The 23406-nt window shown below is 59.2% G+C and carries 17 protein-coding genes; 10 read left to right on the top strand and 7 right to left on the bottom strand.

What is annotated here, in order from left to right; translation table 11 throughout:
- The first annotated feature begins 16 nt into the window (after positions 1 to 16).
- Positions 17 to 343 carry a hypothetical protein gene (locus tag RE428_RS19770; RefSeq protein ID WP_205624638.1) on the top strand — a complete coding sequence of 109 codons (327 nt, stop codon included), beginning with the start codon at positions 17 to 19 and terminating at the stop codon, positions 341 to 343.
- Between the two features lie 220 nt (positions 344 to 563).
- Here the strand turns inward: RE428_RS19770 and RE428_RS19765 are convergent, their stop codons facing one another.
- The 4 genes from RE428_RS19765 to RE428_RS19750 form a co-directional block, all read right to left on the bottom strand.
- Positions 564 to 1940: a KamA family radical SAM protein gene (locus RE428_RS19765; protein WP_004580448.1), complete on the bottom strand. Its 1377-nt coding sequence runs from the start codon at positions 1938 to 1940 to the stop codon at positions 564 to 566.
- Between the two features lie 411 nt (positions 1941 to 2351).
- A complete protein-coding gene (locus RE428_RS19760; protein ID WP_004580450.1) occupies positions 2352 to 2993 on the bottom strand; it encodes a LutC/YkgG family protein in 642 nt (213 codons plus the stop codon).
- Positions 2990 to 4432 carry a LutB/LldF family L-lactate oxidation iron-sulfur protein gene (locus RE428_RS19755; protein ID WP_004580451.1) on the bottom strand — a complete coding sequence of 481 codons (1443 nt, stop codon included), beginning with the start codon at positions 4430 to 4432 and terminating at the stop codon, positions 2990 to 2992. Before RE428_RS19755 ends, RE428_RS19760 begins: the two co-directional genes overlap by 4 nt.
- Positions 4429 to 5181, bottom strand: coding sequence for a (Fe-S)-binding protein (locus RE428_RS19750; protein WP_004580452.1), 753 nt, complete (start codon positions 5179 to 5181; stop codon positions 4429 to 4431). Before RE428_RS19750 ends, RE428_RS19755 begins: the two co-directional genes overlap by 4 nt.
- Before the next feature lie 678 nt (positions 5182 to 5859).
- Here RE428_RS19750 and aceE point away from each other — a divergent pair.
- Both aceE and aceF read left to right on the top strand, forming a co-directional pair.
- On the top strand, positions 5860 to 8520 hold the full coding sequence (aceE, locus tag RE428_RS19745) for a pyruvate dehydrogenase (acetyl-transferring), homodimeric type (protein ID WP_004580453.1): 2661 nt from the start codon (positions 5860 to 5862) through the stop codon (positions 8518 to 8520).
- A gap of 10 nt (positions 8521 to 8530) precedes the next feature.
- Positions 8531 to 10567, top strand: coding sequence for a dihydrolipoyllysine-residue acetyltransferase (gene aceF / locus RE428_RS19740; RefSeq protein WP_004580454.1), 2037 nt, complete (start codon positions 8531 to 8533; stop codon positions 10565 to 10567).
- Between the two features lie 295 nt (positions 10568 to 10862).
- Here the strand turns inward: aceF and RE428_RS19735 are convergent, their stop codons facing one another.
- Positions 10863 to 11162, bottom strand: a complete 300-nt coding sequence (locus RE428_RS19735) for an ArsR/SmtB family transcription factor (protein ID WP_004580455.1) — start codon at positions 11160 to 11162, stop codon at positions 10863 to 10865.
- A 585-nt stretch (positions 11163 to 11747) separates the two neighbouring features.
- Positions 11748 to 12908 carry a DcaP family trimeric outer membrane transporter gene (locus RE428_RS19730; RefSeq protein WP_004580456.1) on the bottom strand — a complete coding sequence of 387 codons (1161 nt, stop codon included), beginning with the start codon at positions 12906 to 12908 and terminating at the stop codon, positions 11748 to 11750.
- Positions 12909 to 13100: 192 nt separating this feature from the next.
- Here RE428_RS19730 and RE428_RS19725 point away from each other — a divergent pair, with 192 nt between their 5' ends.
- The 7 genes from RE428_RS19725 (at position 13101) to astB (ending at position 22477) form a co-directional block, all read left to right on the top strand.
- Positions 13101 to 14573: an exonuclease domain-containing protein gene (locus tag RE428_RS19725; RefSeq protein ID WP_004580457.1), complete on the top strand. Its 1473-nt coding sequence runs from the start codon at positions 13101 to 13103 to the stop codon at positions 14571 to 14573.
- A 67-nt stretch (positions 14574 to 14640) separates the two neighbouring features.
- Complete coding sequence (locus RE428_RS19720; RefSeq protein WP_040882444.1) at positions 14641 to 15570, top strand: GlxA family transcriptional regulator; 930 nt, start codon at positions 14641 to 14643, stop codon at positions 15568 to 15570.
- Between the two features lie 221 nt (positions 15571 to 15791).
- Complete coding sequence (locus RE428_RS19715) at positions 15792 to 17003, top strand: aspartate aminotransferase family protein (RefSeq protein ID WP_004580459.1); 1212 nt, start codon at positions 15792 to 15794, stop codon at positions 17001 to 17003.
- Between the two features lie 128 nt (positions 17004 to 17131).
- Positions 17132 to 18145 carry an arginine N-succinyltransferase gene (locus RE428_RS19710; RefSeq protein ID WP_004580460.1) on the top strand — a complete coding sequence of 338 codons (1014 nt, stop codon included), beginning with the start codon at positions 17132 to 17134 and terminating at the stop codon, positions 18143 to 18145.
- A gap of 12 nt (positions 18146 to 18157) precedes the next feature.
- Positions 18158 to 19216: an arginine N-succinyltransferase gene (gene astA / locus RE428_RS19705; RefSeq protein ID WP_040882446.1), complete on the top strand. Its 1059-nt coding sequence runs from the start codon at positions 18158 to 18160 to the stop codon at positions 19214 to 19216.
- 18 nt (positions 19217 to 19234) lie between these two features.
- Positions 19235 to 20716 carry a succinylglutamate-semialdehyde dehydrogenase gene (gene astD / locus RE428_RS19700; RefSeq protein WP_004580462.1) on the top strand — a complete coding sequence of 494 codons (1482 nt, stop codon included), beginning with the start codon at positions 19235 to 19237 and terminating at the stop codon, positions 20714 to 20716.
- Between the two features lie 417 nt (positions 20717 to 21133).
- Positions 21134 to 22477 carry an N-succinylarginine dihydrolase gene (gene astB / locus RE428_RS19695; RefSeq protein WP_004580463.1) on the top strand — a complete coding sequence of 448 codons (1344 nt, stop codon included), beginning with the start codon at positions 21134 to 21136 and terminating at the stop codon, positions 22475 to 22477.
- A 219-nt stretch (positions 22478 to 22696) separates the two neighbouring features.
- On the opposite strand, the gene RE428_RS19690 is transcribed toward astB, so the two are convergent.
- Positions 22697 to 23335 (bottom strand): TetR/AcrR family transcriptional regulator, encoded by a 639-nt coding sequence (locus tag RE428_RS19690; protein ID WP_004580464.1) that lies wholly within the window; start codon positions 23333 to 23335, stop codon positions 22697 to 22699.
- Between the last annotated feature and the right edge of the window lie 71 nt (positions 23336 to 23406).

Raw genomic sequence — 23406 nt, 5'->3', positions numbered from 1 at the left:
CAGCAGCATCATGACGATGCTTAAGCTCCCGCCGCAGCCCGAGGCCTGTGAGCTTTGTCGACGCCCGGTGGCGAAGCTCACACGGCACCACCTGATTCCCCGCCGCTTACACAGCAAGAAACGCTTCCAGAAGCTGTTTACCCGCGAAGACATGATTACCCGCACCCTGTGGGTATGCCGTCCCTGCCACAACGCGATTCATGCGGCCTGCTCGGAGTATGAGTTGGGCATGACCTTCAATACCCGCGAGAAATTGTTGGAGATTGATGAGCTTCGGGCGTTCGTGGACTGGCTGAAGGACAAGCCGGAGGGGTTCATACCTAAACGTCAGCGACGAGGGTAAGGCTCGACGGTTGCCGCAAGAATGTAGCCGATGCTTTAGCTTCGGAGGGCACGCCAGTGCCCCAGTACCCGTATAGCACGCATGTCGCGACCGGGCGCCATAGGCGCCTCCGAAGCTAAAGCGTCCGCTACATTAGCTCCTGCGTCGGTTGAGGTGATGAGTCAATCGGCCAAAGAAAAGCCGGGCACGCGGCCCGGCTTTTGATCTTGCGGCGAACGCCTTAGCCGTTACCTTGGCGCATCTCCTCGTACTCATCCTCAAAGAAGAATTTCTCTTCCCCGAACGCCGGTTCCAGCTCATGCAGCCAGGTGGCGGTATCGCTGTACTTGGCAAAGAACGGACGTTGTACCCAGTCTGGGTTGCGGCCCTGGAGGAAGCGCAGGACGAAGACTTTCTCGCCCTTGATTTCGGTGATGCCCTGGACCTCCACCTTGCCCGGCCCCGCGCTCATCGATGGCCCGCGAGCAGTACGACCGAGGCCGGAGACCTGCTTCATGGCTTCGCGATAGATCTCGTAAGCTTCGGCCAGTGGCAGCTCGAAGTAGTTCTTCGCGCCGGTGTCCCGCTCGACGAACATGTAGTAGGGAATGATCCCAAGCTTGACTTGCTTCTTCCACATCTTCGACCAGGCTTCGGCGTCGTCGTTAACGTGTTTGATCAGCGGGCCCTGGGCGCGGATCTCGGCGCCGGTGGCGCGGATGCGGCGAATGGCTTCCTCGGCGATGTCGGTAGTGATTTCCTGCCAGTGGTTGTAGTGCGCCATGATCGCTACGTGCTTGCCGCCTTCGACCAGGCGCGCGAACAGGTCGATCAGCTCGTCGGCGTCCTTATCGGTGACGAAGCGGTACGGCCAGAAGGTGAGTGCCTTGGTGCCGATACGGATGGTCTGGATATGATCGAACTCCGGCTCCAGCAGCGGTTCCAGGTACTGCACCAGGTTCTTGGTCTTCATGACCATGGGGTCGCCGCCGGTAACCAGCAGATCGGTAACCTCGGTGTGCTCGTGCAGGTAACCGTGGAGCTTTTCCGCGTCGGTGCTGGCCATCTTCAGGTCCTTGTCACCGACGAACTGCGCCCAGCGGAAACAAAAGGTGCAGTAGGAATGACAGGTCTGCCCCTGGGACGGGAAGAACAGCACGGTCTCGCGATACTTGTGCTGGACGCCGTCGAGTACTTCGCCATCGAGCGTGGGCATGTTCATCTGCATCTGGCCGGCGGGATGCGGGTTCAGCTCCTCGCGAATCTCCTTGGCCACCGCCTGGATTTCCTTTTTGTCGGCGCCGCTGCGGTGCATCGCTGCCATGCGTTCGTAATGCTCGGGCTTAAGCATTTGGCGCTGGGGAAACACCAGTTGGTAGATCGGATCGTTGGGGACCTTGTTCCAGTCGATCAGTTCGTTGATGACGTATTCGTTGACCCGGAAAGGCAGAACGCTGGAGACGACCTTCATCTCGAACAGTGTATCTTCCGGCAGGGACTGGATGGCTTCGATCTTGTCGAGCTGGCGGTCGGTGAAGACCTGGAAGCGGCGTTCTTCAAATTCCACGGTGGGAATGCGATTGGAGAAATGCTCCGGGACGTTAACGATGGAATTCATGGGCCTCCCTCTTATCGATGCTTCGTCTTTTCTCTGTGCAAGTACCTTCTTTTTGGCACCGACGACGTTTTTTCTCAGGCAAAAGAGGGCGCCACGCTACCTTGTTGCGCGCTACGTGAATTCCTTCTGCATCACCCTCCTTAACCCCGGTACAAATCGGGAAGCGGAGTATAACGGAATAGGGATTTATTTTCAGGTCTAATTAAATGTCTCAGGAATATCGCGGGACAACATAGGTTTACCGCCCTTATTTCCTGAAATTTCAACATAATGGATCGCGTGGAGTGGTTTTGATGAGCCGGAAAACCAGAGAATTACCAATGGTTTATTTAGAACGGTAAGAAAATTCGGTTGAAAGGCTGTGATCTGTCCTTCCGGACGACCAATGACAACAACAAAAATGAAATTTGTTCATTTGCCTGTTTTGCAGAGATAGACGACCAATTCCCGCGGGCCGTGGGCACCATAGGCCAGGGTCTGCTGGATGTCGGCGGTCTTGGACGGTCCCGAGATAAAGATCAGGTTGGTCGGCATCTTGCCGGGGCCATACTGGGCGAGGGCGTCCCGCAGGGTCGCAACCAGGGTCGCCTCATCCAGGACCACGATGTGAACCGGCGGCACCAGGGACAAGGTGCGTGGCACTTGCGGGCTGCTTTCGACGACCAGGGTGCCGGTCTCGGTAATACCGCCCCGAGCCTGGCTCAGGGCAGCCTGGGCTTCGTCGAACAGGGCCGTTTTCTGACGCTCCCAGTTATTGAAGAGGGTGGTTTGAGGTCTGGAAGCATGGTTCTGCCAGATTCGTCCTGCTTCGTCCTGGCCGATCCACCATTGGGTCCAGCCGCGCTCGCCGGCGAGTCTGGCAAGGTGGTCTGGCCATTCCGCACTCGTGGTGCGGAATACTTCGGCATGGGCCGTTTCCAGCGCGGCAATCATCGTATCGATGTCCACCGGCGTTTCGACTTCCGCTGCACGGACGCTGACCTCGTAGGGCATCGCCGGCGAGGCGGCGCGTCCGTGGCGGAGGCGGGCGAGAATGCGTTCCCTGCTGTTCATTGTTGATCTCCGGGAGAATCGCCTCGCCGGGCCATCATCTCGCGGAAACTCTGTTCGGCGGGCTCGAGCGGGGCGCGGTGGCGGGTCCAGGCCTGGGGCAGGGGCGGTAGCAGGCGGCGGCCCCGCGTGGCGAAACGGGTTGTGAGGCTGTATAGCCACGGCGTTCGGTGAATCAGACTCCAGGCTTTCCAGATCAGTGCTTCGCCGGCTTTACGCTGGCGGCCATGGCCTTTGACGGGGCTGCCGGCCTCATGGGTCACCCCTTCGTGGCGCAGGCGGCGGATCAGGTCCGGCAGTGGGATACGTACCGGGCAGGCTTCGCCGCAGGCGCCGTTGAGGCTGCACGCCTGGGTCAGCTTGCCGGCACGGTCCAGACCGAACAGTTGCGGCATGACCACCTGGCCGATAGGGCCCGGATAGACGGTACCGTAGGCATGGCCGCCCAGGCGCTCGTAGACAGGGCAGTGGTTCATGCAGGCACCGCAGCGGATGCAGCGTAGGGTTTCGCGTAGCTGGCGGTCGGCATAGATACGGCTGCGGCCATTATCCAGAAGGACCAGGTGAACCTGGCGCGGGCCGTCGATTTCGTTGTCCTTGCGTGGTCCACTGATCAGGTTGAAGTAAGTGGTGATCGCCTGGCCGGTTGCAGAACGGGTAAGTAGTCGCAGCAGGTCGGGCAAGTCGGCAAGGCGCTCGATCACCTTTTCGATGCCCATAACGGCAATATGCATCTCCGGCACCGTCGTCGACATACGACCATTGCCTTCGTTTTCCACCAGGCACAGGGTACCGGTTTCCGCCACCGCGAAGTTGACGCCTGATATCCCCACGTCGGCTTCCGCGAATGCCCGTCGCAGCACCCGGCGGCCCGTGCCGATCAGTTCATCCACATCCTCGGTATAGGGTGTTTCGGGAATCTGCTCGTGGAACTGGCGGGCGATGCTGGCTTTGTTACGATGAATCGCCGGCATGATGATATGGGAGGGTGTTTCCTTTGCCTGCTGGACGATGTATTCGCCCATATCGGATTCCAGGCAGGTAAAGCCGGCCGCTTCGAAGGCGGTGTTCAGGCCGATTTCCTCGGTGGCCATGGATTTGCCCTTGACGATGCGCTTGCCGTCGATGGATCGCACCAGATCGGTAATCAGCGTGTTCGCTTCCTCGGCAGTGTCGGCCCAATGCACCTGGATACCATTGCGCAGACAATTTTTTTCCAGTTGTTCAAGCAGGTCAGGTAGTCGGGCGAGGGCCCGGTCGCGTATGGCAGCACCTCGGTCGCGTAGAGCTTCGAGCGCATCCAGATCCGGAAACTGGGAGCGGCGCTTGTCGCGCAGGAAATGCATGGCGCCGTGGAAGCTTTCGCGTAATTCCTCGTTGCCCAAGGCGTCGTGTACCCGCACATCGAAATCATGGTCGGGGTGGGTGCTGAAACCACTCATAGGGCGTCGCCTCCCGTGCGTTGCCAGAGAAATTCCGCCAGGTGCTCGGCGTCCAGATCCCGGGCCTGTTTTCGCAGCATGCCGTCGATGTTCATCAGGCAGCCGCAGTCGCTGCTGAGCAACTGGTCGGCGCCGGTCGCCTCGATAGCCTCGCATTTGTCTGCCGCCATGGCTGCCGAGATATCCGACATCTTGACGGCGAATGTGCCACCGAAACCGCAACAGGCTTCGGCATTCTCCGGTTCGCAGACTTCCACGTTCTTCAGCTGGCCCAGCAACGCCAGGCCGTCTTCCCGGATACCCATTTCCCGGCGTGCGGAGCAGGAGGTATGCATGACGATTTTCGTGGGTTCGCCCTTGTCTTCGAGACGGATCTTCAACACTCGGTTGAGGAACTCATGCAGCTCATAGGTGCGGGTCGCCAGGCCCCGTGCGGCATCGGCCAGGGGGTCGTCCGCGAGCAGGCTGGGGTAGTGGTGGCGCAGCATGCCGGCACAGGAACCGGACGGCACGATAACGGGTATTGGGTCGCTGAAGCGCTCTACCACCTGCCGAGCCACGTCACGGGCCTGTTCGTCGTAGCCGGAGTTATAAGGCGGCTGGCCGCAGCACGTTTGCTCCGGCGGAAAATCGACGAAGAGACCTTCACGCTCCAGCAACCGTACAGCGGCCATACCGGCTCTGGGGTGGAAGACATCGACCAGGCAGGTGCCGAAAAGGTAGACGCGTTTGATCTCGGCGGTATTCATCAGCGTGCGGATCTCTCATCGTGTTCTTATGGCTATAAAGATTAGTGTGAAGTCTCGTCAAAATCGAACCCGCTCGCCGTTAGAAAATAGTCGCAGGCTTTGGGGCGGGTGCCGGGACGATCAACAATTGATCGGGGTCGCTTAGAAATTGGTCGCAGATGACTTGAGAGTGTCACCAGAACCTTCCATTCTGGTGATCTTTACTTTCGAGTTATTCGGTAACCGGGCTCTGGCACTCGGCCGCATGGATACTCGCTGTAGCGGTAGACATCTATCGGTACGTTGATACACGTATTTCTGTGGTCGCCTAAAGCAAGTTATTGATCCTGTTCTATGCTTTAGGGGGCTAGGGTCCTTTTAACAGCATCGATGTTCTTGCATGACACCGGCGACTCGGGTTATCGGTAAAGGCAGGACTTACTCGAAGGCGCTTCGAGTCACTTTAGAACGATCCGGTTATTTCCGCTGTCCCGGTTCTGGCATTGCTGCTTCCCCTTTGTATGGCTACAGCTCTGGCGTAGGGCGGTCGTCATTCCGGCTTCATACGAAAGCCATTAGCTCCACAGGGTGGATGCAGCATCCACGCAATGCTGCGCCAAGGCTTTGCCGCAATCAGGAGCGCCCACTCAGGTGCACCCACTGACCAAGCGCATCAACTGACACCTTTAGGAGGGTCGGATGTACCAGGACGAAGATCCTATCGAAACCCAGGAATGGATGGAGGCTCTGGATTCCCTGATCGAGAACGAGGGTATAGAGCGCGCCAAGTTCATCATGGAGCGTCTTTCCGAACGCGCCAGCCGAGACGGCACCGAACTTCCCTATTCGATTACCACGCCCTTTCGCAACAGCATTCCCGTTACGCAGGAAGCACGGATGCCGGGCGATCTTTTCATGGAGCGGCGCATCCGCTCGTTGATTCGCTGGAATGCCCTGGCGATGGTCTTGCGGGCGAACAAGCGCCCGGGCGAGCTGGGCGGTCACGTTTCCTCGTTCTCGTCTGCGGCTACGCTTTATGACGTCGGGTTCAATTACTTCTTCAATGCGGGTAACGATAAGCAGGAAGCCGATTCGGTCTACTTCCAGGGGCATTCATCTCCAGGCATCTATGCCCGCTCCTACCTGGAAGGCCGGTTCGACGAGGAACACCTTGATAAGTACCGCGAGGAAGTTGACGGCAACGGTCTGTCCTCCTATCCGCACCCCTGGTTGATGCCGGATTACTGGCAGTTTCCGACCGTGTCCATGGGGCTAGGGCCAATCCAGGCGATCTACCAGGCGCACGTCATGAAGTACCTGCATAGCCGTGAGCTGGTCGACATGGGTGACCGCCACGTCTGGTGTTTCATTGGCGACGGCGAATGTGACGAGCCCGAGACCCTGGGCGCCATATCCATGGCCGGCCGCGAAAAGCTGGATAACCTGATCTTCGTCATCAACTGTAACCTCCAGCGGCTCGATGGCCCGGTGCGTGGCAACGGAAAGATCATCCAGGAAATGGAAGGTGTGTTCCGTGGCGCCAACTGGAACGTCCTCAAAGTGGTTTGGGGGCGTATGTGGGATCCGCTTTTTGAACGCGATACCGATGGCATCATGCAGCGCGCCATGGATGAAACCTGCGACGGCGAACTGCAGAACTACAAGAGCAACGGTCCGGCCTATACCCGCAAGCACTTCTTCGGAAAGTATCCCGAGTTGGCTCGCATGGTCGAAGACATGTCCGATGAGGAGATTGGTCAACTCAACCGGGGAGGGCACGATCCTTACAAGGTCTACGCGGCCTATCACAACGCGGTCCACCACAAAGGCAAGCCGACAGTCATTCTCGCGCACACCATCAAGGGTTATGGCTTCGGTGCTGCTGGTGAAGCGCAGAACACGGCTCACTCTCTGAAGAAGATGGATATCGAGGGCCTGAAGGCCTTTCGTGATCGTTTCGGTATTCCGCTTAAAGACGACGAGCTGGAAGACGTCCCTTACTATCGGCCGGCACCGGACAGCCCCGAGATGGTCTACATGAAGAAGCGCCGACAGGAACTTGGGGGCTTCTACCCGAAACGCCGTAAGGACAGTCAGCCGCTCCAGATTCCAAAGGTGGATATCTTCAGTAATCTGCTCGAAGGTTCCGGCGACCGCGAAATCTCCACCACCATGGCGTTCGTGCGCCTGCTCACCTCGCTGACCAAGGACAAGCGCATCGGCAAGCGGGTCGTACCGATCGTGCCCGATGAAGCGCGCACCTTCGGTATGGAAGGTATGTTCCGACAGCTCGGGATCTATACCTCGGAGGGGCAGAAATACACGCCCCAGGATCGCGACCAGATCATGTACTACAAGGAGGACAAGAAGGGCCAGATCCTGGAGGAAGGTATTACCGAGGATGGCTCGATGGCGGCCTGGATGGCCTGCGGTACCTCCTACAGCACCAATGATTTTCCGCTGATACCGTTCTATAGCTTCTACTCCATGTTCGGTTTCCAGCGGGTTGGAGACCTCGCCTGGGCGTCAGGGGATATCCAGGCCCGCGGCTTCCTGATGGGCGGCACTTCCGGACGTACTACGCTCAATGGCGAGGGACTTCAGCACCAGGATGGCCATAGCCATATCCTGGCCCAGACCATTCCTTCCTGCGTGTCGTACGATCCAAGTTATGCCTACGAGCTGGCTGTGATCGTCCATGACGGCATGAAGCGGATGTACGAAGACAATGAAAACGTTTTCTACTACATCACGCTCCTGAACGAGAATTACCAGCAGCCTGCCATGCCCAAGGGCGTGGAGGAAGGCATCATCAAGGGGATGTATAAGCTGGAGTCGGTCGAGACGAAGGGGCGCAAGAAGACGCCTCGCGTCCAGTTGCTCGGCTGCGGAGCAATCCTGAACGAGGTGCGCGCGGCGGCCCAGCTACTCAAGGATGACTTCAGTGTAGCCAGCGACGTATGGAGCGTTACCAGCTTCAACGAGCTGGCCCGCGACGGCCAGCATGTCGATCGCTGGAATAGGCTGCATCCGGACGATAAGGCGAAAAAATCCTACATCACCGAATGCCTTGAGAAGCAAAAAGGCCCGGTGGTTGCTTCTACTGATTACATGAAGCTTTATGCGGACCAGGTGCGTCGCTGGATTCCGACCGAATACGAAGTGCTCGGTACCGATGGTTATGGTCGCAGCGATACCCGTGAGCGGTTGCGCAGCTTCTTTGAAGTGGATCGCTATCATGTCGCGGCTGCCGCATTGATGGCTTTGGCACGGGAAGGGGACATCAAACAGGACCAGGTGCTTGAGGCGATGCGCAAGTACGGTATCGACCGAAACAAACCCAACCCGCTGAAGGTTTAAGGAGACCGCCATGAGCGAACAGGAAATCAAGGTTCCCGATCTCGGCGGTGCGGATGAAGTTGAGATCATCGAAATTACCGTCAGCGAGGGTGATACCGTTGAAGAAGAGGATTCCATCCTGACGGTGGAATCCGACAAGGCTTCCGTCGACCTGCCGTCGCCGGCTTCGGGCAAGATTACCAAGATCAGCGTCAAGGTGGGCGATACGCTCAAGGAAGGTGATGTGGTCGGTATGATCGAGACCGATGACGCGGATGACGAGGACAACGCTGACGACGAGGATGAGAAGCCCGCCAGGGACGAGGACGAAGACCAGGAAGAGGATAAAGACGAGGATCAGGATAAAGAGGAGAAGCCCAAGAAATCGGCGGAGAAATCCGGCGGCGGCTCCCGCAAGGAAACCGTCAAGGTGCCGAGCATGGATGGCGCCGAGGACGTTCCAGTTATCGAAATCAACGTCCAGGCCGGTGATGAAGTTGCCGAGGAAGACCCGCTGGTGACCGTCGAGTCGGACAAGGCGACGTTCGAGATCCCATCACCTTACGCGGGCAAGGTCGAGAAGGTCCTGGTCAAGGAAGGCGACAAGCTGTCCGAAGGCGACGACCTGCTGGAAATGACCATCGTCGGGGGTGGTGACGACGAGGCAGGCGAAGAGACCAAGGAAGAACCGAAGAAAGAAACCGAGTCCAAATCCGAGCCGAAAAAGGAAGCGCCGAAGAAGAAATCCGGCGGTGGAACCCGCAAGGAGACCGTCAAGGTGCCGAATATGGACGGTGCCGAAGACGTGCCGGTGCTCGAGATCAACGTCAAGGACGGAGACGAGGTTGCCGAGGAAGATCCGCTGGTGACCGTCGAGTCGGACAAGGCGACGTTTGAGATTCCCTCGCCCTTCGCGGGCAAGGTAACCAAGGTCCTGGTCAAGGAAGGCGACAAGCTCTCCGAGGGCGACGATCTGCTTGAGTTGACCATCACCGAAGACGGTGGCGAAGAGGAAGCGGAAACAGATACAGAAACGGAGACAGAAGAGACCACGGAGGAATCTTCGAAAGACAAAGACGGCGAGCGCGAGTCGAAGCCTAAGTCTGAAGAGAAGGGCAAGTCGGAGGAGTCCGAGCCCGTGCCTCGCACCGGTGGCGGAAAGGTCCATGCGGGCCCGGCCGTGCGCAAGCTCGCGCGGGAATATGGCGTCGATATGGGGCGGATCAAGGGCAGCGGCCCGAAAGACCGCATTCTCAAGGACGATATCCAGGCCTACGTGAAGGGCGAACTGCAGAAGACGCAGGAAGGCGGCGTCAGCGCGGCCAGCGGCGCCGGTATTCCCGGCGTGAAGCTGCCCGACTTCAGCCAGTTTGGCGAGGTCGAGCGCGAAAGCATGTCGCGCATCCAGGTGGCGACCGCCAACAATATGCAGCGCAACTGGCTCAATGTGCCCCACGTGACCCAGCATGACGATGCTGATATCACCGATATGGACGCCTTCCGCAAGGACCTTAAGGCCGAAGGCGAGAAGCGGGGCGTGAAGATGACGCCGCTGGCGTTCGTGCTCAAGGCCTGTGCCCACGCCTTGGCGGAGCTGCCTCAGTTCAACGTCTCGCTGGATATGGAGCGCAAGGAGCTGGTGCGCAAGAAATACATCCATATCGGCATTGCCGTGGATACGCCAAATGGCCTGATGGTGCCGGTGATCCGGGACGTGGACAAGAAAGGTCTTTGGGAGCTGGCAGCAGAAGCTGCCGAGCTGGCGGGCAAGGCCCGTGACAAGAAGCTCAAGCCTAACGAAATGCAGGGCGGATGCTTTTCTATCACCAGTCTGGGCGGTATCGGCGGTACGGCATTCACGCCCATCGTGAGCACGCCGGAAGTGGCGATCCTGGGGCTATCCAAGGCGTCCATGAAGCCGGTGTGGGATGGCAAGGCCTTCCAGCCACGGCTGATGATGCCGCTTTCCCTGTCCTACGACCATCGTGCGGTAAACGGTGCCGATGCGGCGCGGTTTACGACGTTGCTTAGTGATCTGCTGGGGGATGTGCGGCGGTTGCTGCTCTGACGATGCCCACTCGTGTAGGTCGGGTTAGCCTTGGCGTAACCCGACATCGAACTCGACGCGTTCTCGTAAGAGGGGAATAGCGGGGAGGGGTGTCGGGTTACGCTACGCTTTTACGCCGTTGGGTGAACCCGACCTACTTTCCTGTGGAAAATGTAGGTGATCGGGGCGCCTGCGGCGCCTCAGAAGCTAAAGCATCTGCTACATACTCGAGCAGGCTTTAAATGAAGCCGACGCTTCAGCTTCGGAGCAGCCTGAAGGGCTGTCGGCGGTTTTTTGCGACCGGTCCGGGTCTGAACTACTCATCCAAAAACGCCCGTAGCTCCCACTGCATATCCTCCTCCAGATGGCAGGTCACGAACTTGCCTTCCTTCTCGACCCGAATCAATCCAGCGTTCACCAGTTCCTTGATGTGGTGGGAGACCGTCGGCGCGCCCACCTTCAGTGAGTTGATGAAATCCACCAGCTTGCAGCCGCTATCCGTCATTTCACTGACCCGAGCCTGTTTGATCTGTTGGTAGATGCGTAAGCGGTTAGGGTTGGACAGGGCCTTGAAGGCACGGGCGAGGCGTTCGGATTGTGATGTGGTGCTGGGCATGGAGGCGTTCTCGTGGAGGTGCTTTCGGTCGGCTGATGGACTCATACTATTACAGTTCGATAAGTATCGAAATGTTTAATGATGTGATGTTTATCGAAATACCAACGGGGAAGCAGATTTCACGTTATCGCGGGTCGCTGCATGAGACCGCGTTTTCGCGCAGGGGAGTAAGGAAAGCACCGGGACCGGTGCGGATCGGCCCCGGCGGTGGAATCAGTTTGCGAAAAACATCCAGTCGAGATAGTCGTGTAACTCTTCCATCACCTGGCGTTCGTGGGGCTGGGTGATTTCAAACAGGATGCGATTGCTATTAGCACGTTTCATATGGCTTAACCTCCTTGAAGGTTCGAATGTCCGGGCATCCGCCCTGAACCTTTTACAGCATGAGTTGTGCCATCTGGGTGATGGCCCGAAAAAGTCATCGCATATCAAAAGTGTGGGGTATGGGCCCGGGCCATTTCAAGCCGTCTGCATGCGCCGGATTGGTGGATTTGGCAAGATGAGTGCACCCATGTCGTGCGCTGTGGAGAAAATAAAAAGCCCCGGCGGACCGGGGCTTTTGGGTTCATCTCTTTCGAGTAACGATCAGAAGTTGTACTGGCCGGCAAACAGGATGCGGCTGGCATCGCCGTCGTCGCCGTCGACCTCGTCCACCATGAAGTAGCCGTATTCAACGCCGAGCGTGACGTTTTCTGTCGGATCCCAGAGGTAGTTGATCATGGCGTTGCTGTTGGTTTCATGTTTATTTGCCACCGCTGCTGCGCCCAGATCGTCCTCTGCATCATCCCAGTCGTTGGTGACCCAGCCAATACCGGCGTTGACAGAGCCGGGGCCAACCTGGACGCCAAGGCCGATCGTACCGCCGTAACCGCTAATGGTCTCGAGGTCACCACCGTTCAGGTAGGCATCTTCGGCCCCGAAGTTTTCACCGGAGCGATACAGGTAGGCGTTTGCGCCATCGCTGTAGGTGATAGCGCCCTGGAGCGTCACGGTGCTGCTGAGGTCGAAGCGGGCCGCACCAAAGACCGCATAGCCCATGGCGCTATCGTCTTCCGTTCCAGTGTCGTATTCGATCTGGTGTAGAAGGGCCGCCGCTGATAAAGACAAGGCTCCGGATTTTTCTTCGAAGCGGGCGGTCAGTGTCGGCAGGCTTTGTTTGACGCCAACGCGGTCGTCTTCGACAGGGTTTGCGTCGAGAATACTCTTGTTGCCGTCCTCCAGCGAGAACGAGAGCGGCCCGGTGGTATAACGTGCCTGTGCTACCCGACCCTGCAGACCGGCGTTGCCCGCCAGGGCATCGAAGTCGAGGACCGAGGTATTGCCCACGAAACTATTGAAGTTCGACCAGGTCTGACCTAGCAAGACCCCTTTATACTCGCCGTAGCCATGACGTAAACGCAGATCCCCGCCGCCGTTGCCGCGGAAGTCGCCTTCAACAACGATCTTTGCGCCTTGCTCGGTTTCGACCTTCATGCCAATGCGGGTCTGTACCGCATCGGCATCGAAGTGACCGGTGACTTCGTTGTCTTCGTCATCCCCTGTGTTAACTTCACCAAAGGAGCCTGCTTGTGTGGATATGCCAATATCTTCATCGATGTCGTAAACGGCATTGAGGCGTGCGTAGCCGTAGAGTTCGGCATCGATAGTCCCAGGATTCAATTCAAAAGCGCCTGCCTGACTCGCTACCCCCAGAATCATGGCAGAGGTTGTTGCCCGAACTGCAATTGTTATTTTGGTGCGGTTCATCGAAGTGTTCTCCATGCATTTATTGTTGTGTTGCGTCCTCAATCAAAGTAGTTACGGTTTGGTGACAATTCAAATCGATTGGTCAGTTATTATACGAATGTCTAAGATGGCGTCAGACCGGGGCTCGTGGCGTTAATGAGTGCTTACGAGCGTCGGTCCGACGACCGGTCTGTTATGGCCCACGGAGCGTAGATGTCCAGCATGAATGACCTGCTCCCTTTCCTCGATTCCTGCACCTTGGCGTTTCTCGATCTGGAAACCACGGGCGGCAATGCAGCCCATGACCGGATTACCGAAGTGGGTATCCGCTTCTGGCGTGACGGGGAGGTCGTCGACGAATGGCAGACGCTGCTCAATCCGGAAACGCGCATATCGCCCTTTATCGAGCAATTGACCGGTATCAGCAATCAGATGGTGGCGGACGCGCCGCTGTTCGAGGATATCGCCGATACCCTGAGGGCGAAGCTCAAGGGCTGCGTGTTCGTCGCTCACAATGCCCGCTTTGACTATGGCTTCGTGAAGTCGGAGTTCCGTCGCCTGGGGCAGGCGTTCTCGGCGCGGGTGCTGTGTACGGTCAAGCTTTCGCGCAAGCTTTACCCCGCCTATCGGCGTCACAACATGGACGCCTTGATCGCCCGGCATGGGCTGCCGGTGGTCCAAAGGCATCGGGCCATGGGCGATGTCGAGGCCATGCACGCCTTCTTCGAGACGGCTATGGGCGACCATGGCGCCGGCATGGTCGAATACGCTGCCCGTGAACTGCTGAAACGGCCCAGCGTGCCGTCCCATCTGCCCACGGATGTACTCGACACCCTGCCACAGTGCCCCGGCGTCTACCGCTTTTATGGCGAAAACGACGTGCTGCTCTATGTGGGCAAGAGTACCAACATCCTCCAGCGGGTCGCCTCCCACTTTTCGGGGGATCACAATTCCCATCGTGGCATCCGTATGTCCCAGAGTCTCCGACGGGTAGAGTGGACGGAAACCGCGGGCGAACTGGGTGCGCTGCTATTGGAGCTGAAGCAGATCAAGACGCTCAGCCCGATCTACAACCGCCGTCAAAGGGCCGCCAAGAACCTGGTGAGTATCGAACTGACGCCGAACGCAGACGGCTACCTGCAGGCCCGCCTGGTGCGTGAAATCGAGCCCCATCGACTGGGCGATTACTACGGCCTGTTCCGCAGCATCCGCGATGCCGAACGAGCGCTGAAGGGTATCGCTGCCAAGAACGAACTGTGTAACCAGTTGCTTGGTCTCGAGCCGGAAAACGATGGGCCTTGCTTCCAGCGCAGTTTGGGACGCTGCAAGGGCGCGTGCGATGGCGGCGAGGATGTGACTCGCTACAACCTGCGTACCCAGATCGCCTTCCACACCCTGCGTCTGAAAACCTGGCCCTGGAAGGGGCCTATCGGCGTGATCGAACGCAACCCCAAACGTGAGCGGACGGATATCCTGGTGATCTACAACTGGATGCATGTCGCCACCCTCCACGATGAAGATGAGCTTAGCGACATCTCACTGCGCGGGCAGAGTGTCACCTTCGACGTCGATTCCTATAAACTGGTGGTCAAGGCGCTGCATCAGCGGGACGGCCATGAGCGCCGTATCGTCGAGCTGCCAGCGCTAAGCACGCCGGACGTGTTGATGCCCGAAGGCAGTGCGTAGCAATAGGTTTTTTGGAAACGTAGGGTAATCAGTCTTTTTTGGCAGCCGGGATTGTTCGGGGGATGAATTGACGCTAAATGTGGGATTGCTGCTGTTGCCAGGCGCGTCAGCGTTGACCTACGCCGCCGCGGTGGAACCCCTGCAAGCCTGCAACCGTCTGCTGGGTGAGAGCAGTTTCGCCATTCGTCACCTGGGCCCCGGCGCGGCATTCAGTTCCGGTCTGGCCCTACCTGAGACCTCGCGCGCCGAAGCTACCGAAAGTTTCGATTGGCTGCTTGCCGTCGGCAGTCACGTGCCCATCCGCGGGCTACCGGATGACCTGCTTGCGAACCTCGCCGAACACTATGCATCAATCCCCGTTTTGGGTGGGCTGGCGAGCGGTTCTCTGGTGCTGGCGGATGCCGGGTTACTCGATGGTTATCGGGCGACACTACACGGCCTGCCTGCAGCGGAACTGCGCCGGCGATATGCCGGTGTGCGCCTGGCCGATGACGTATTCTGCGTCGACCGTAACCGGCTCACCTGCCGGGGCGCGACCGCCGCGCAGGATTTGATGATCTGGACCATCGGACGTGAGCTTGGTCGCGATGTGGCCGAAGCCCTGGCGCAATGGTTCGTCCGCGAGCGGGTCGGCGAGCCCGAGTTGGGGGCAGCCACGGAACTGGATCAGCCCACCCGCGCCGAACAGCCAGCGCTGGCGGAAGCCGTGGACCTGATGTTCGCCAATATCGAAGAACCCTTATCCGGTGACGACATCGCCGGTCATGTGAATCTCTCCCGACGCCAGCTCGAGCGGCTGTTCCGCAAATACCTCGACACCGTCCCGTCCCGCTATTACCTCAAGATTCGCCTGGACAAGGCCCGGGAGCTGGTGCGTAACAGCAGCCTCAGCCTCACCGAAATCGCCATGGCCTGCGGCTTTTCCTCCGGGGCGCATTTCAGTACCACCTACCGTAATGCGTTTGGCCTGACGCCGTCTGAAGACCGGGAAGTTTGATCCTTTCTTTAGCATCCTCGTAGTCTTGGTCTGTCGGGTTAGCAAAGCGTAACCCGACAGACCCTTCCTCAACTCTCCAAGTTTTGATAACACGTCGAATGCGGTCGAAGCCCCCGGCATAGGTCGCATTCCTGTAACGCCCGGGTCGCAAACATGAAAGCGACGCCGCCTTGACCTGTCTAGACTGCGGTCAGCGTATGCCATTACAACGAGAGGATGCTATGACTACACCCGCCATTACCCGTGCCATGTTCGATGACGTGATGGTTCCCAACTATGCCCCGGGCAAGATCATCCCGGTGCGCGGCCAGGGTTCGCGCGTTTGGGACCAGGAAGGCAAGGAGTATGTCGACCTGGCTGGCGGGATAGCGGTGACTTCTCTGGGGCATGCCCATCCGGGCCTGCTGGGTGCGTTGACCTCCCAGGCGGAGAAGATCTGGCACCTGTCCAACGTGATGACCAACGAACCGGCAATCCATCTGGCCAGGACCCTGTGCGACCTGACCTTCGCCGAGCGGGTATTCTTCGCCAACTCCGGCGGTGAAGCCAATGAGGCCGCTTTCAAGCTGGCCCGTCGTCATGCCTGGACGCATTTCGGTCCGGAAAAGCACGAAATCATCGCCTTCAGGAACAGCTTCCACGGCCGTACCCTGTTTACCGTTTCCGTGGGCGGTCAGCCCAAATACCTTGAGGGCTTCGAGCCGGCGCCCCAGGGTATCCATCATGCCGATTTCAACGACCTGGCCAGTGTCGAAAAGCTGATCTCTGACAAGACCTGCGCCATCGTCGTCGAGCCGATCCAGGGCGAGGGTGGCATCATGCCGGCGGCGCCGGGTTTCCTCGAAGGGCTGCGTGAACTGTGCGACAAGCACAATGCGCTGCTGGTATTCGATGAAGTCCAGACTGGCGTCGGTCGTACCGGACACTTCTACGCCTACCAGAAATACGGCGTGACCCCGGACATTCTCTCCACCGCGAAATCCCTGGGCGGCGGCTTCCCGGTCGGTGCCATGCTGACCACCGCCAAGATCGCCGAAAGCCTGGGCGTGGGCACCCATGGCAGCACCTATGGCGGAAATCCGCTGGCCTGCGCCGTAGCCCAGCGTGTGGTCGATATCGTCAGCCAGCCAGATGTGCTCAAGGGTGTCGAAGCCCGTTCGACGCGTCTGCGTCAGGGTATGGAAGCCATCGGCGAGAAGTACGGTGTATTCGACCAGGTGCGTGGTGCCGGCTTGCTGCTCGGCGGTGTGCTATCCGAAAAATGGCAGGGCAAGGCCAAGGATTTCCTGAATGCGGGGCTGGACGAAGGCGTTATGGTCCTGATCGCAGGTCCCAACGTCGTGCGCCTTGCGCCCTCCCTGATTATTCCTGAGTCCGATATAGAAGAAGCCATGGTGCGTTTCGAACGCGCCGTCGCCAAGGTGGCCGGCTAGGCCACAGATGTCGGGGCCGGCCATAGAAGTCGGTCCCAGGCGAGCCCCTGTTTTTGCCAATAGGGGCTCGTTCCGCTTACCGCTTCTTTTGAACGTTGCTTCTTATGAACAACAGGAGTACAGGAACCATGTGGATAGTCCGTCCTGCACGCCACGAGGACCTGGCAGGCATCGAGAAACTGGCTACGGGCCACGGCGCCCGCGTGTCCACCTTGCCTCAGTCCAGGGACAAGCTGAGCGAGAAGATCGATCACTCCCTGCGCTCACTGGCAGGTGACCCGGCACTGCTGGAACGCGAGCGTTTCCTGTTCGTGCTGGAGGACGGCGAGACCGGTCGGATCCATGGCACCGCAGGTATCGATGCCAGGGCGGGTAATGGTCAGCCGTTCTACAACTACCGTCGCGATGAGTTGGTCCATGCCTCCCACGAGCTGGATGTCTCCAAGCGCGTAGCAGTGCTCTATCCGACTCACGAGCTGACAGGCAACACCTTGCTGTGCTCGTTCACTATCGATTCCGAATTGCGCGACAGCGAAGCTTTCGAACTATTATCTCGCGCTCGCCTGCTGTTTATCGATCGGCACCGGGAACGTTTCGCCAACGACCTGGTGGTGGAAATTCAGGGCGTACAGACCGAGGAGGGCGATGCGCCTTTCTGGGACAGTCTGGGGCGCCACTTCTTCCACATGGATTTTGCCACAGCCGACTACTACTCCGGCGTGAAGAGCAAGACGTTCATTGCCGAGCTGATGCCGCCGAATCCGATCTACGTCACCTTGTTGTCGGAAGCGGCCCAGGCTGCCATCAGTCAGCCCCACGAGGCGGCGGAGCGCACCTGCCAACTGCTCGAGCGCGAAGGTTTCCGCATGGGCAAACATATCGACATCTTCGACGGCGGTCCGGTGCTCGAAGCCCGCACAGACGCCCTGAATACCATGACCAGCCGCCGCATCAAGACCGTACGCCGGGGTGAAGGCAGCCGGGGCGTGCGCTACCTGGTGGCCAACGGCGAGAGCGAGGCTTTCCGCTGCACCCTGACCAACGTCAGCGACGGCCTGGGCGACGTGGTCAGGTTGAATACATCCGTTGCCGATGCGCTCCAGGTGAGCGACGGCGATGATCTGGTCCTGGTCGCGCTTTAAGGGGGAATGAAGATGCTGGTAATTCGACCCATCAATCAGGGCGATCTGGAAGACCTGCACGGTATGGCCGAGCGCGCGGGCAAGGGCCTGACGTCACTGCCGCCCAATCGCGATATCCTGACCCGCAAGATCGCGCGCTCCGAGGATACCTTCAACGAGCGCTGCGAACCGGAAGCTGGCATGTACCTGTTTGCCCTCGAAGACATGGCCACGGGCAAGTGCGTCGGTATCAGCGGTATCGAGGCCCGGGTTGGCCTGGACGAGGTCTGGTACAACTATCGCCTCAGTACCACTGTCAATGCTTCGCGGGAGCTGGGCGTTCATGTGCGCACGCCCACGCTGCACCTGACCAATGACATGACCGATACCAGCGAGATCTGCTCACTGCTGCTGTCGGACACCCATCGCCAGGGGGGCAACGGCCTGTTGCTGTCCCGCTGCCGCTTCCTGTTCATGGCGGATTTTCGCGAGCTCTTCTCGGAGAAGGTATTCGCCGAGATGCGCGGCTTTTCCGACGAAAACGGACGCAGCCCGCTATGGGACGCGCTGGGGCGCCGCTTCTTCGACATGGACTTCAGCGAGGCGGATTTCCTCTCCGGCATGGGCAACAAATCGTTCATTGCCGAGCTAATGCCGAAATACCCGATTTACCTGCCCCTGTTGCCGCCTGCCGCGCGGGAGGTGGTCAGCCAGGTTCACGAAAACACCAAGCCTGCGCTGCGGATGCTTCAGGCGGAAGGGTTCAACTTTAACGGCCTGGTGGACATTTTCGACGCCGGCCCCGTCGTCGAAGCGTTTATCCATAACGTCCGCACAGTGCGGGAAAGCTTCAAGCGCCATGTGCTGGTGACCCGGCAGTCGGTGGATCTCGACGTCCCTGCTGAACAGCGCGTCATGGTCTCCAACCGATCGTTCCGCGACTTCCGCGTGACCACCTTGCCGATCAAATGCGTCAAGCCGGATACCGTGAGCATGCCCGCCGAAGTAGCGGATGCGTTGCAGGTATCCTCGGGGGATATGGTGCGCCTCTCGCCGTTGAAAGACGCCGCCAGTACCCGTACGGCCCAGTAAACTTTTAAGGAGTGACCGATGAGTATCGAATTAAACGGAGAATTGCTGATCCAGGGAAAATGGTTGACTGGACATGGTCCTGAGATGGAGTCCATCCAGCCGGTAACCGGCGAAACCGTCTGGCAGGGTAACAGCGCCGACGTCGAGGACGTGGATGCTGCCGTTCGTGCAGCCCGTGCCGCTTTTCCGGAGTGGCGCCGCAAGTCGTTCGAGGAACGCCTGGCTATCGTAGAGGCGTTCGGTAAGGAGCTGGAAGCGCACAAGGAAGAGCTGGCCCATACCATCGGCGAAGAAACCGGCAAGCCGCTATGGGAGTCACGCACCGAAGTGGCTGCGATGATCGGCAAGATCGGTATCTCCAAGAAAGCCTACGAGAATCGTACTGGTTATTCCGAGTCCGAAGTGGCCGGCGGCCACGCTGTTCTGCGTCATCGCCCTCATGGTGTCGTTGGCGTTTTTGGTCCCTACAACTTCCCGGGCCACCTTCCCAACGGCCATATCGTGCCGGCCCTGCTGGCGGGTAACACCGTTATCTTCAAACCCAGCGAGATCGCACCGGCGGTGGCTGAATTCACCGTCCGCCTATGGCTCAAGGCAGGGCTGCCGGACTCGGTCATCAGCCTGGTCCAGGGCGAGAAGGAGACCGGTATCGCGTTGGCGGGTCACCCGGGTATCGATGGTCTGTTCTTCACCGGCAGCTCCAATGTCGGTCACCTGCTGCACCAGCAGTTCGGTGGCCAGCCGGAAAAGATCCTGGCGCTGGAAATGGGTGGCAACAACCCGCTGATCGTACAGGATATTTCCGATGTCGACGGTGCCGTGCATCACGCTATCCAGTCTGCTTTTCTGTCAGCCGGCCAGCGTTGCACCTGTGCGCGCCGCTTGCTGGTGCGCAAGGGCAAGGAAGGGGACCAGTTCATCGAACGTCTCGTCGAGGTGGCGAAGAGCATCCAGGTGGGACGTTTCGATGCCGATCCCCAACCGTTTATGGGTTCGCTGGTGTCGGCTGCCGCGGCGCAGCGGCTGGTGGACGCCCAGGCCAGTCTGCTGGAGAAAGGTGGTAAGTCACTGTTGGAACTGCGCCGGGTGGATGACGGCCCGGCCATGTTGACCCCGGGTATTATCGATATCACCGATGCCGATGAGGTAGAAGACGAGGAATTCTTCGGTCCTCTGCTGAGCGTGATCCGCTACGACGACTTCGACGAGGCTCTGGAGATTGCCAACGACACCCGCTACGGCCTGTCCGCCGGCATCCTGACTGATGACCGCAAACTCTACGAGCGGCTGACCGAGGAAGTCCGTGCCGGCATCGTCAACTGGAACCGGCCACTCACCGGCGCCAGCAGTGCCGCACCATTCGGTGGTGTGGGGGCCAGTGGCAACCATCGTCCGAGTGCCTATTATGCTGCGGACTACTGTGCGTGGCCGATGGCGTCGCTCGAATCCGACAAGAGTACGATGCCTGAGAGCCTGGCGCCTGGCTTGAGTTTCGAATAAAGAAAAGACCGGTCTAAGGCAACGGGCCACGATGCTTGATGTAGTCGACGCTTTAGCTTCGGAGGGGGCCCAAGCCCCCCGATGGTTTTCGGCAGGCTTATGCCTGCTCCGAAACTGAAGAGGGTGTTGTAAAAGCTTGCGGCTTTAAGCCTCTCTCCCCTGGCGGGAGAGAGGTTTGGAGAGTGGGGGACGAGGCGAAAGCCTCGCTTGAAGTCGGCTCTGGCAACGATGAGCGCCTGACGGCGCTACCCCCTCTCCCCGGCCCTCTCCCGCGAGGGGAGAGGGAGTTTATGCCGGTATTTTTGAGATACGGCTACTTTTGCAACACCCTCTGAAGCGTCGGCTACACGAACGGCACACTCTCCGTTCGAGTCGGAGCACGACAGATTTAACAAGACGATTTCCTGCGAGGTTTGCATGTCTCAACACGCCACTGAAGCCAATTTCGACGGTCTGGTCGGACCGACCCATAACTATGCGGGTCTGTCCTGGGGCAACGTGGCCTCAAAGTCCAATGTCAGCGCGGTGTCCAATCCCAAGGAAGCAGCGCTCCAAGGCTTGAAGAAGATGAAGACACTGGCGGACCGGGGCTTCGTCCAGGGCATCCTTCCTCCTCATGAACGGCCGCATATTCCGACCCTTCGCAAGCTCGGTTTCAGCGGCAGTGATGCGGATGTGTTGGCGGCCGCGGCCAAGAGCAATCCGGTGTTGCTGGCGGCAGTGGCTTCGGCCTCCACCATGTGGACTGCCAATGCCGCGACGGTATCGCCGAGTGCCGACACGCGTGATCACCGCGTGCATTTCACGCCGGCTAACCTGGGTGCCAAGTTCCATCGCTCTATCGAGCACGAGGTGACCGGCCGGGCGCTCGCCTCCATCTTCACCGATGAAGCCTACTTCGCCCATCACAAGGCACTACCTTCGGTCAGTCATTTCGGTGACGAGGGCGCGGCTAACCATACGCGGCTGTGCAGCGCCTACGGGGAATCCGGTGTGGAGCTATTCGTCTATGGCCAGACCGCATTCGACGAAGCGGCCCCGGCGCCCAAGCGCTTCCCGGCCCGGCAGACGCTCGAGGCGTCCCAGGCCATTGCCCGCCTGCATGGCCTGACCGATGGCCATACGGTATTTGCCCAACAGAACCCGAACGCCATCGATGCCGGTGTTTTCCACAATGATGTGATCGCGGTAGGCAACGGCAATGTGCTGTTCTACCACGACCAGGCGTTCCTGGAAGAGGAGCGGGTGCTATCGGAGATTCGCAGCAAACTCAAGGACACTGACCTCCAGCCGGTTCGCGTCAGTTCCGACGAGGTGCCCATCGCCGACGCGGTAAGCTCCTACCTGTTCAACAGCCAGCTACTGACCCAGAAGGACGGTTCCATGCTGCTGGCGGTGCCCGGGGAGTGCCGGGAGATCGATTCCGTCAGCCGTTACCTCGATAAGCTGGTGGCCCAGGGCGGTCCGATCAGTGCGGTGGAAGTCTTCGATGTGAAGCAGTCCATGCGCAACGGCGGCGGCCCGGCCTGCCTGCGCCTGCGGGTCGTGCTCACTGAAGAGGAACTCGGGGCCATGCACGACGGCGTGCTGATCAACGATGCCCTCTACGAACGTCTGACCACCTGGGTAGAAGGCCATTATCGGGACGAGCTGACCCAGGCGGACCTGGCGGACCCGATGTTGCTGGATGAATGCCGGCATGCGCTGGATGAACTGACCGGGATTCTGGGATTGGGGTCGATTTACGATTTTCAGCGGTAGAAGGCGCTGGGAGATGTAAGGGGCACCTTTGGTGCGGCTCGAAGGGTTGCGCCGTTGTCAGTTCGGTACTGGGCACCTTCGGCGCCTCAGAAGCTGAAGCTTCTACTACACGCTCGAGTTAGCCGCGAAATGTAGCCGACGCTTCAGCTTCGGAGCAGCTTGGAGGGCTGCCCTGCCTAAGGCTAGGGTGCCCGGCGGGCGTCGACTTCAGTCGTGCGGTCAAGCTCTGATCGACCGCACCAGCATCTCCATCGTGTGCTTGATCAGCGCATCGCTGGGATACTTCGCCAGTGGTCCATCCTCGCCCATTTCCTGCTGACACATCATGATCACGCCGTGCAGGGCGCCGCGCAGGTAAAGGGCCGTCTGGAACGGATCCGTCACCTGCTCGGTGCTAATGCTGCCGTCTCTTAGTCCAGCGTCCAACGCTTCCACCATCAGCTGCATGCTCTCCAGCTCACAACCAATCATGACCTTTGCTTCCTGGTCGTCTGCATCCTGCATGGCGGTGGTGGCCTTGGTCAGGGCTTCGAAATAGTCAGGCTCTTCCTCCCAGAAGCGGTAATAGGATTCGCCGATAGCCATAATCTTCTGCAGGCCCGTTTCCTCGGAGTCCAGAGCCGCCCGGAAGCGCTCCCGTAACCGCTCGGCAGCGCGCAGCATGATGCCTCGCTGGATCGCCGCCTTGTCCTTGAAATAGACGTAGAGCAGGGCGCGACTGAGGCTGGCGGTTCGGGCGATCTCGTCCATCGATGTGCGGTCGTAACCTTTCTCCCGGAACATCTTCTCTGCGGCATCCAGGATGTCATCCTGACGCTGCTGCTTTTCCCGCTCCCGCCGTTTTTGCAGGTCACTCATAGATCTTGGCCCTTTCGCTACGAGCGGCGTACCGCTTGGGGTGAAACCTTCGGTGATTCGTTTCGCGCTCT

Origin of the sequence: Marinobacter nanhaiticus D15-8W, assembly GCF_036511935.1 — a bacterium.
Lineage (GTDB): Bacteria > Pseudomonadota > Gammaproteobacteria > Pseudomonadales > Oleiphilaceae > Marinobacter_A > Marinobacter_A nanhaiticus.
Note: the sequence above shows the minus strand (reverse complement) of the source record. Positions and strands in the feature narration are given on the sequence as shown.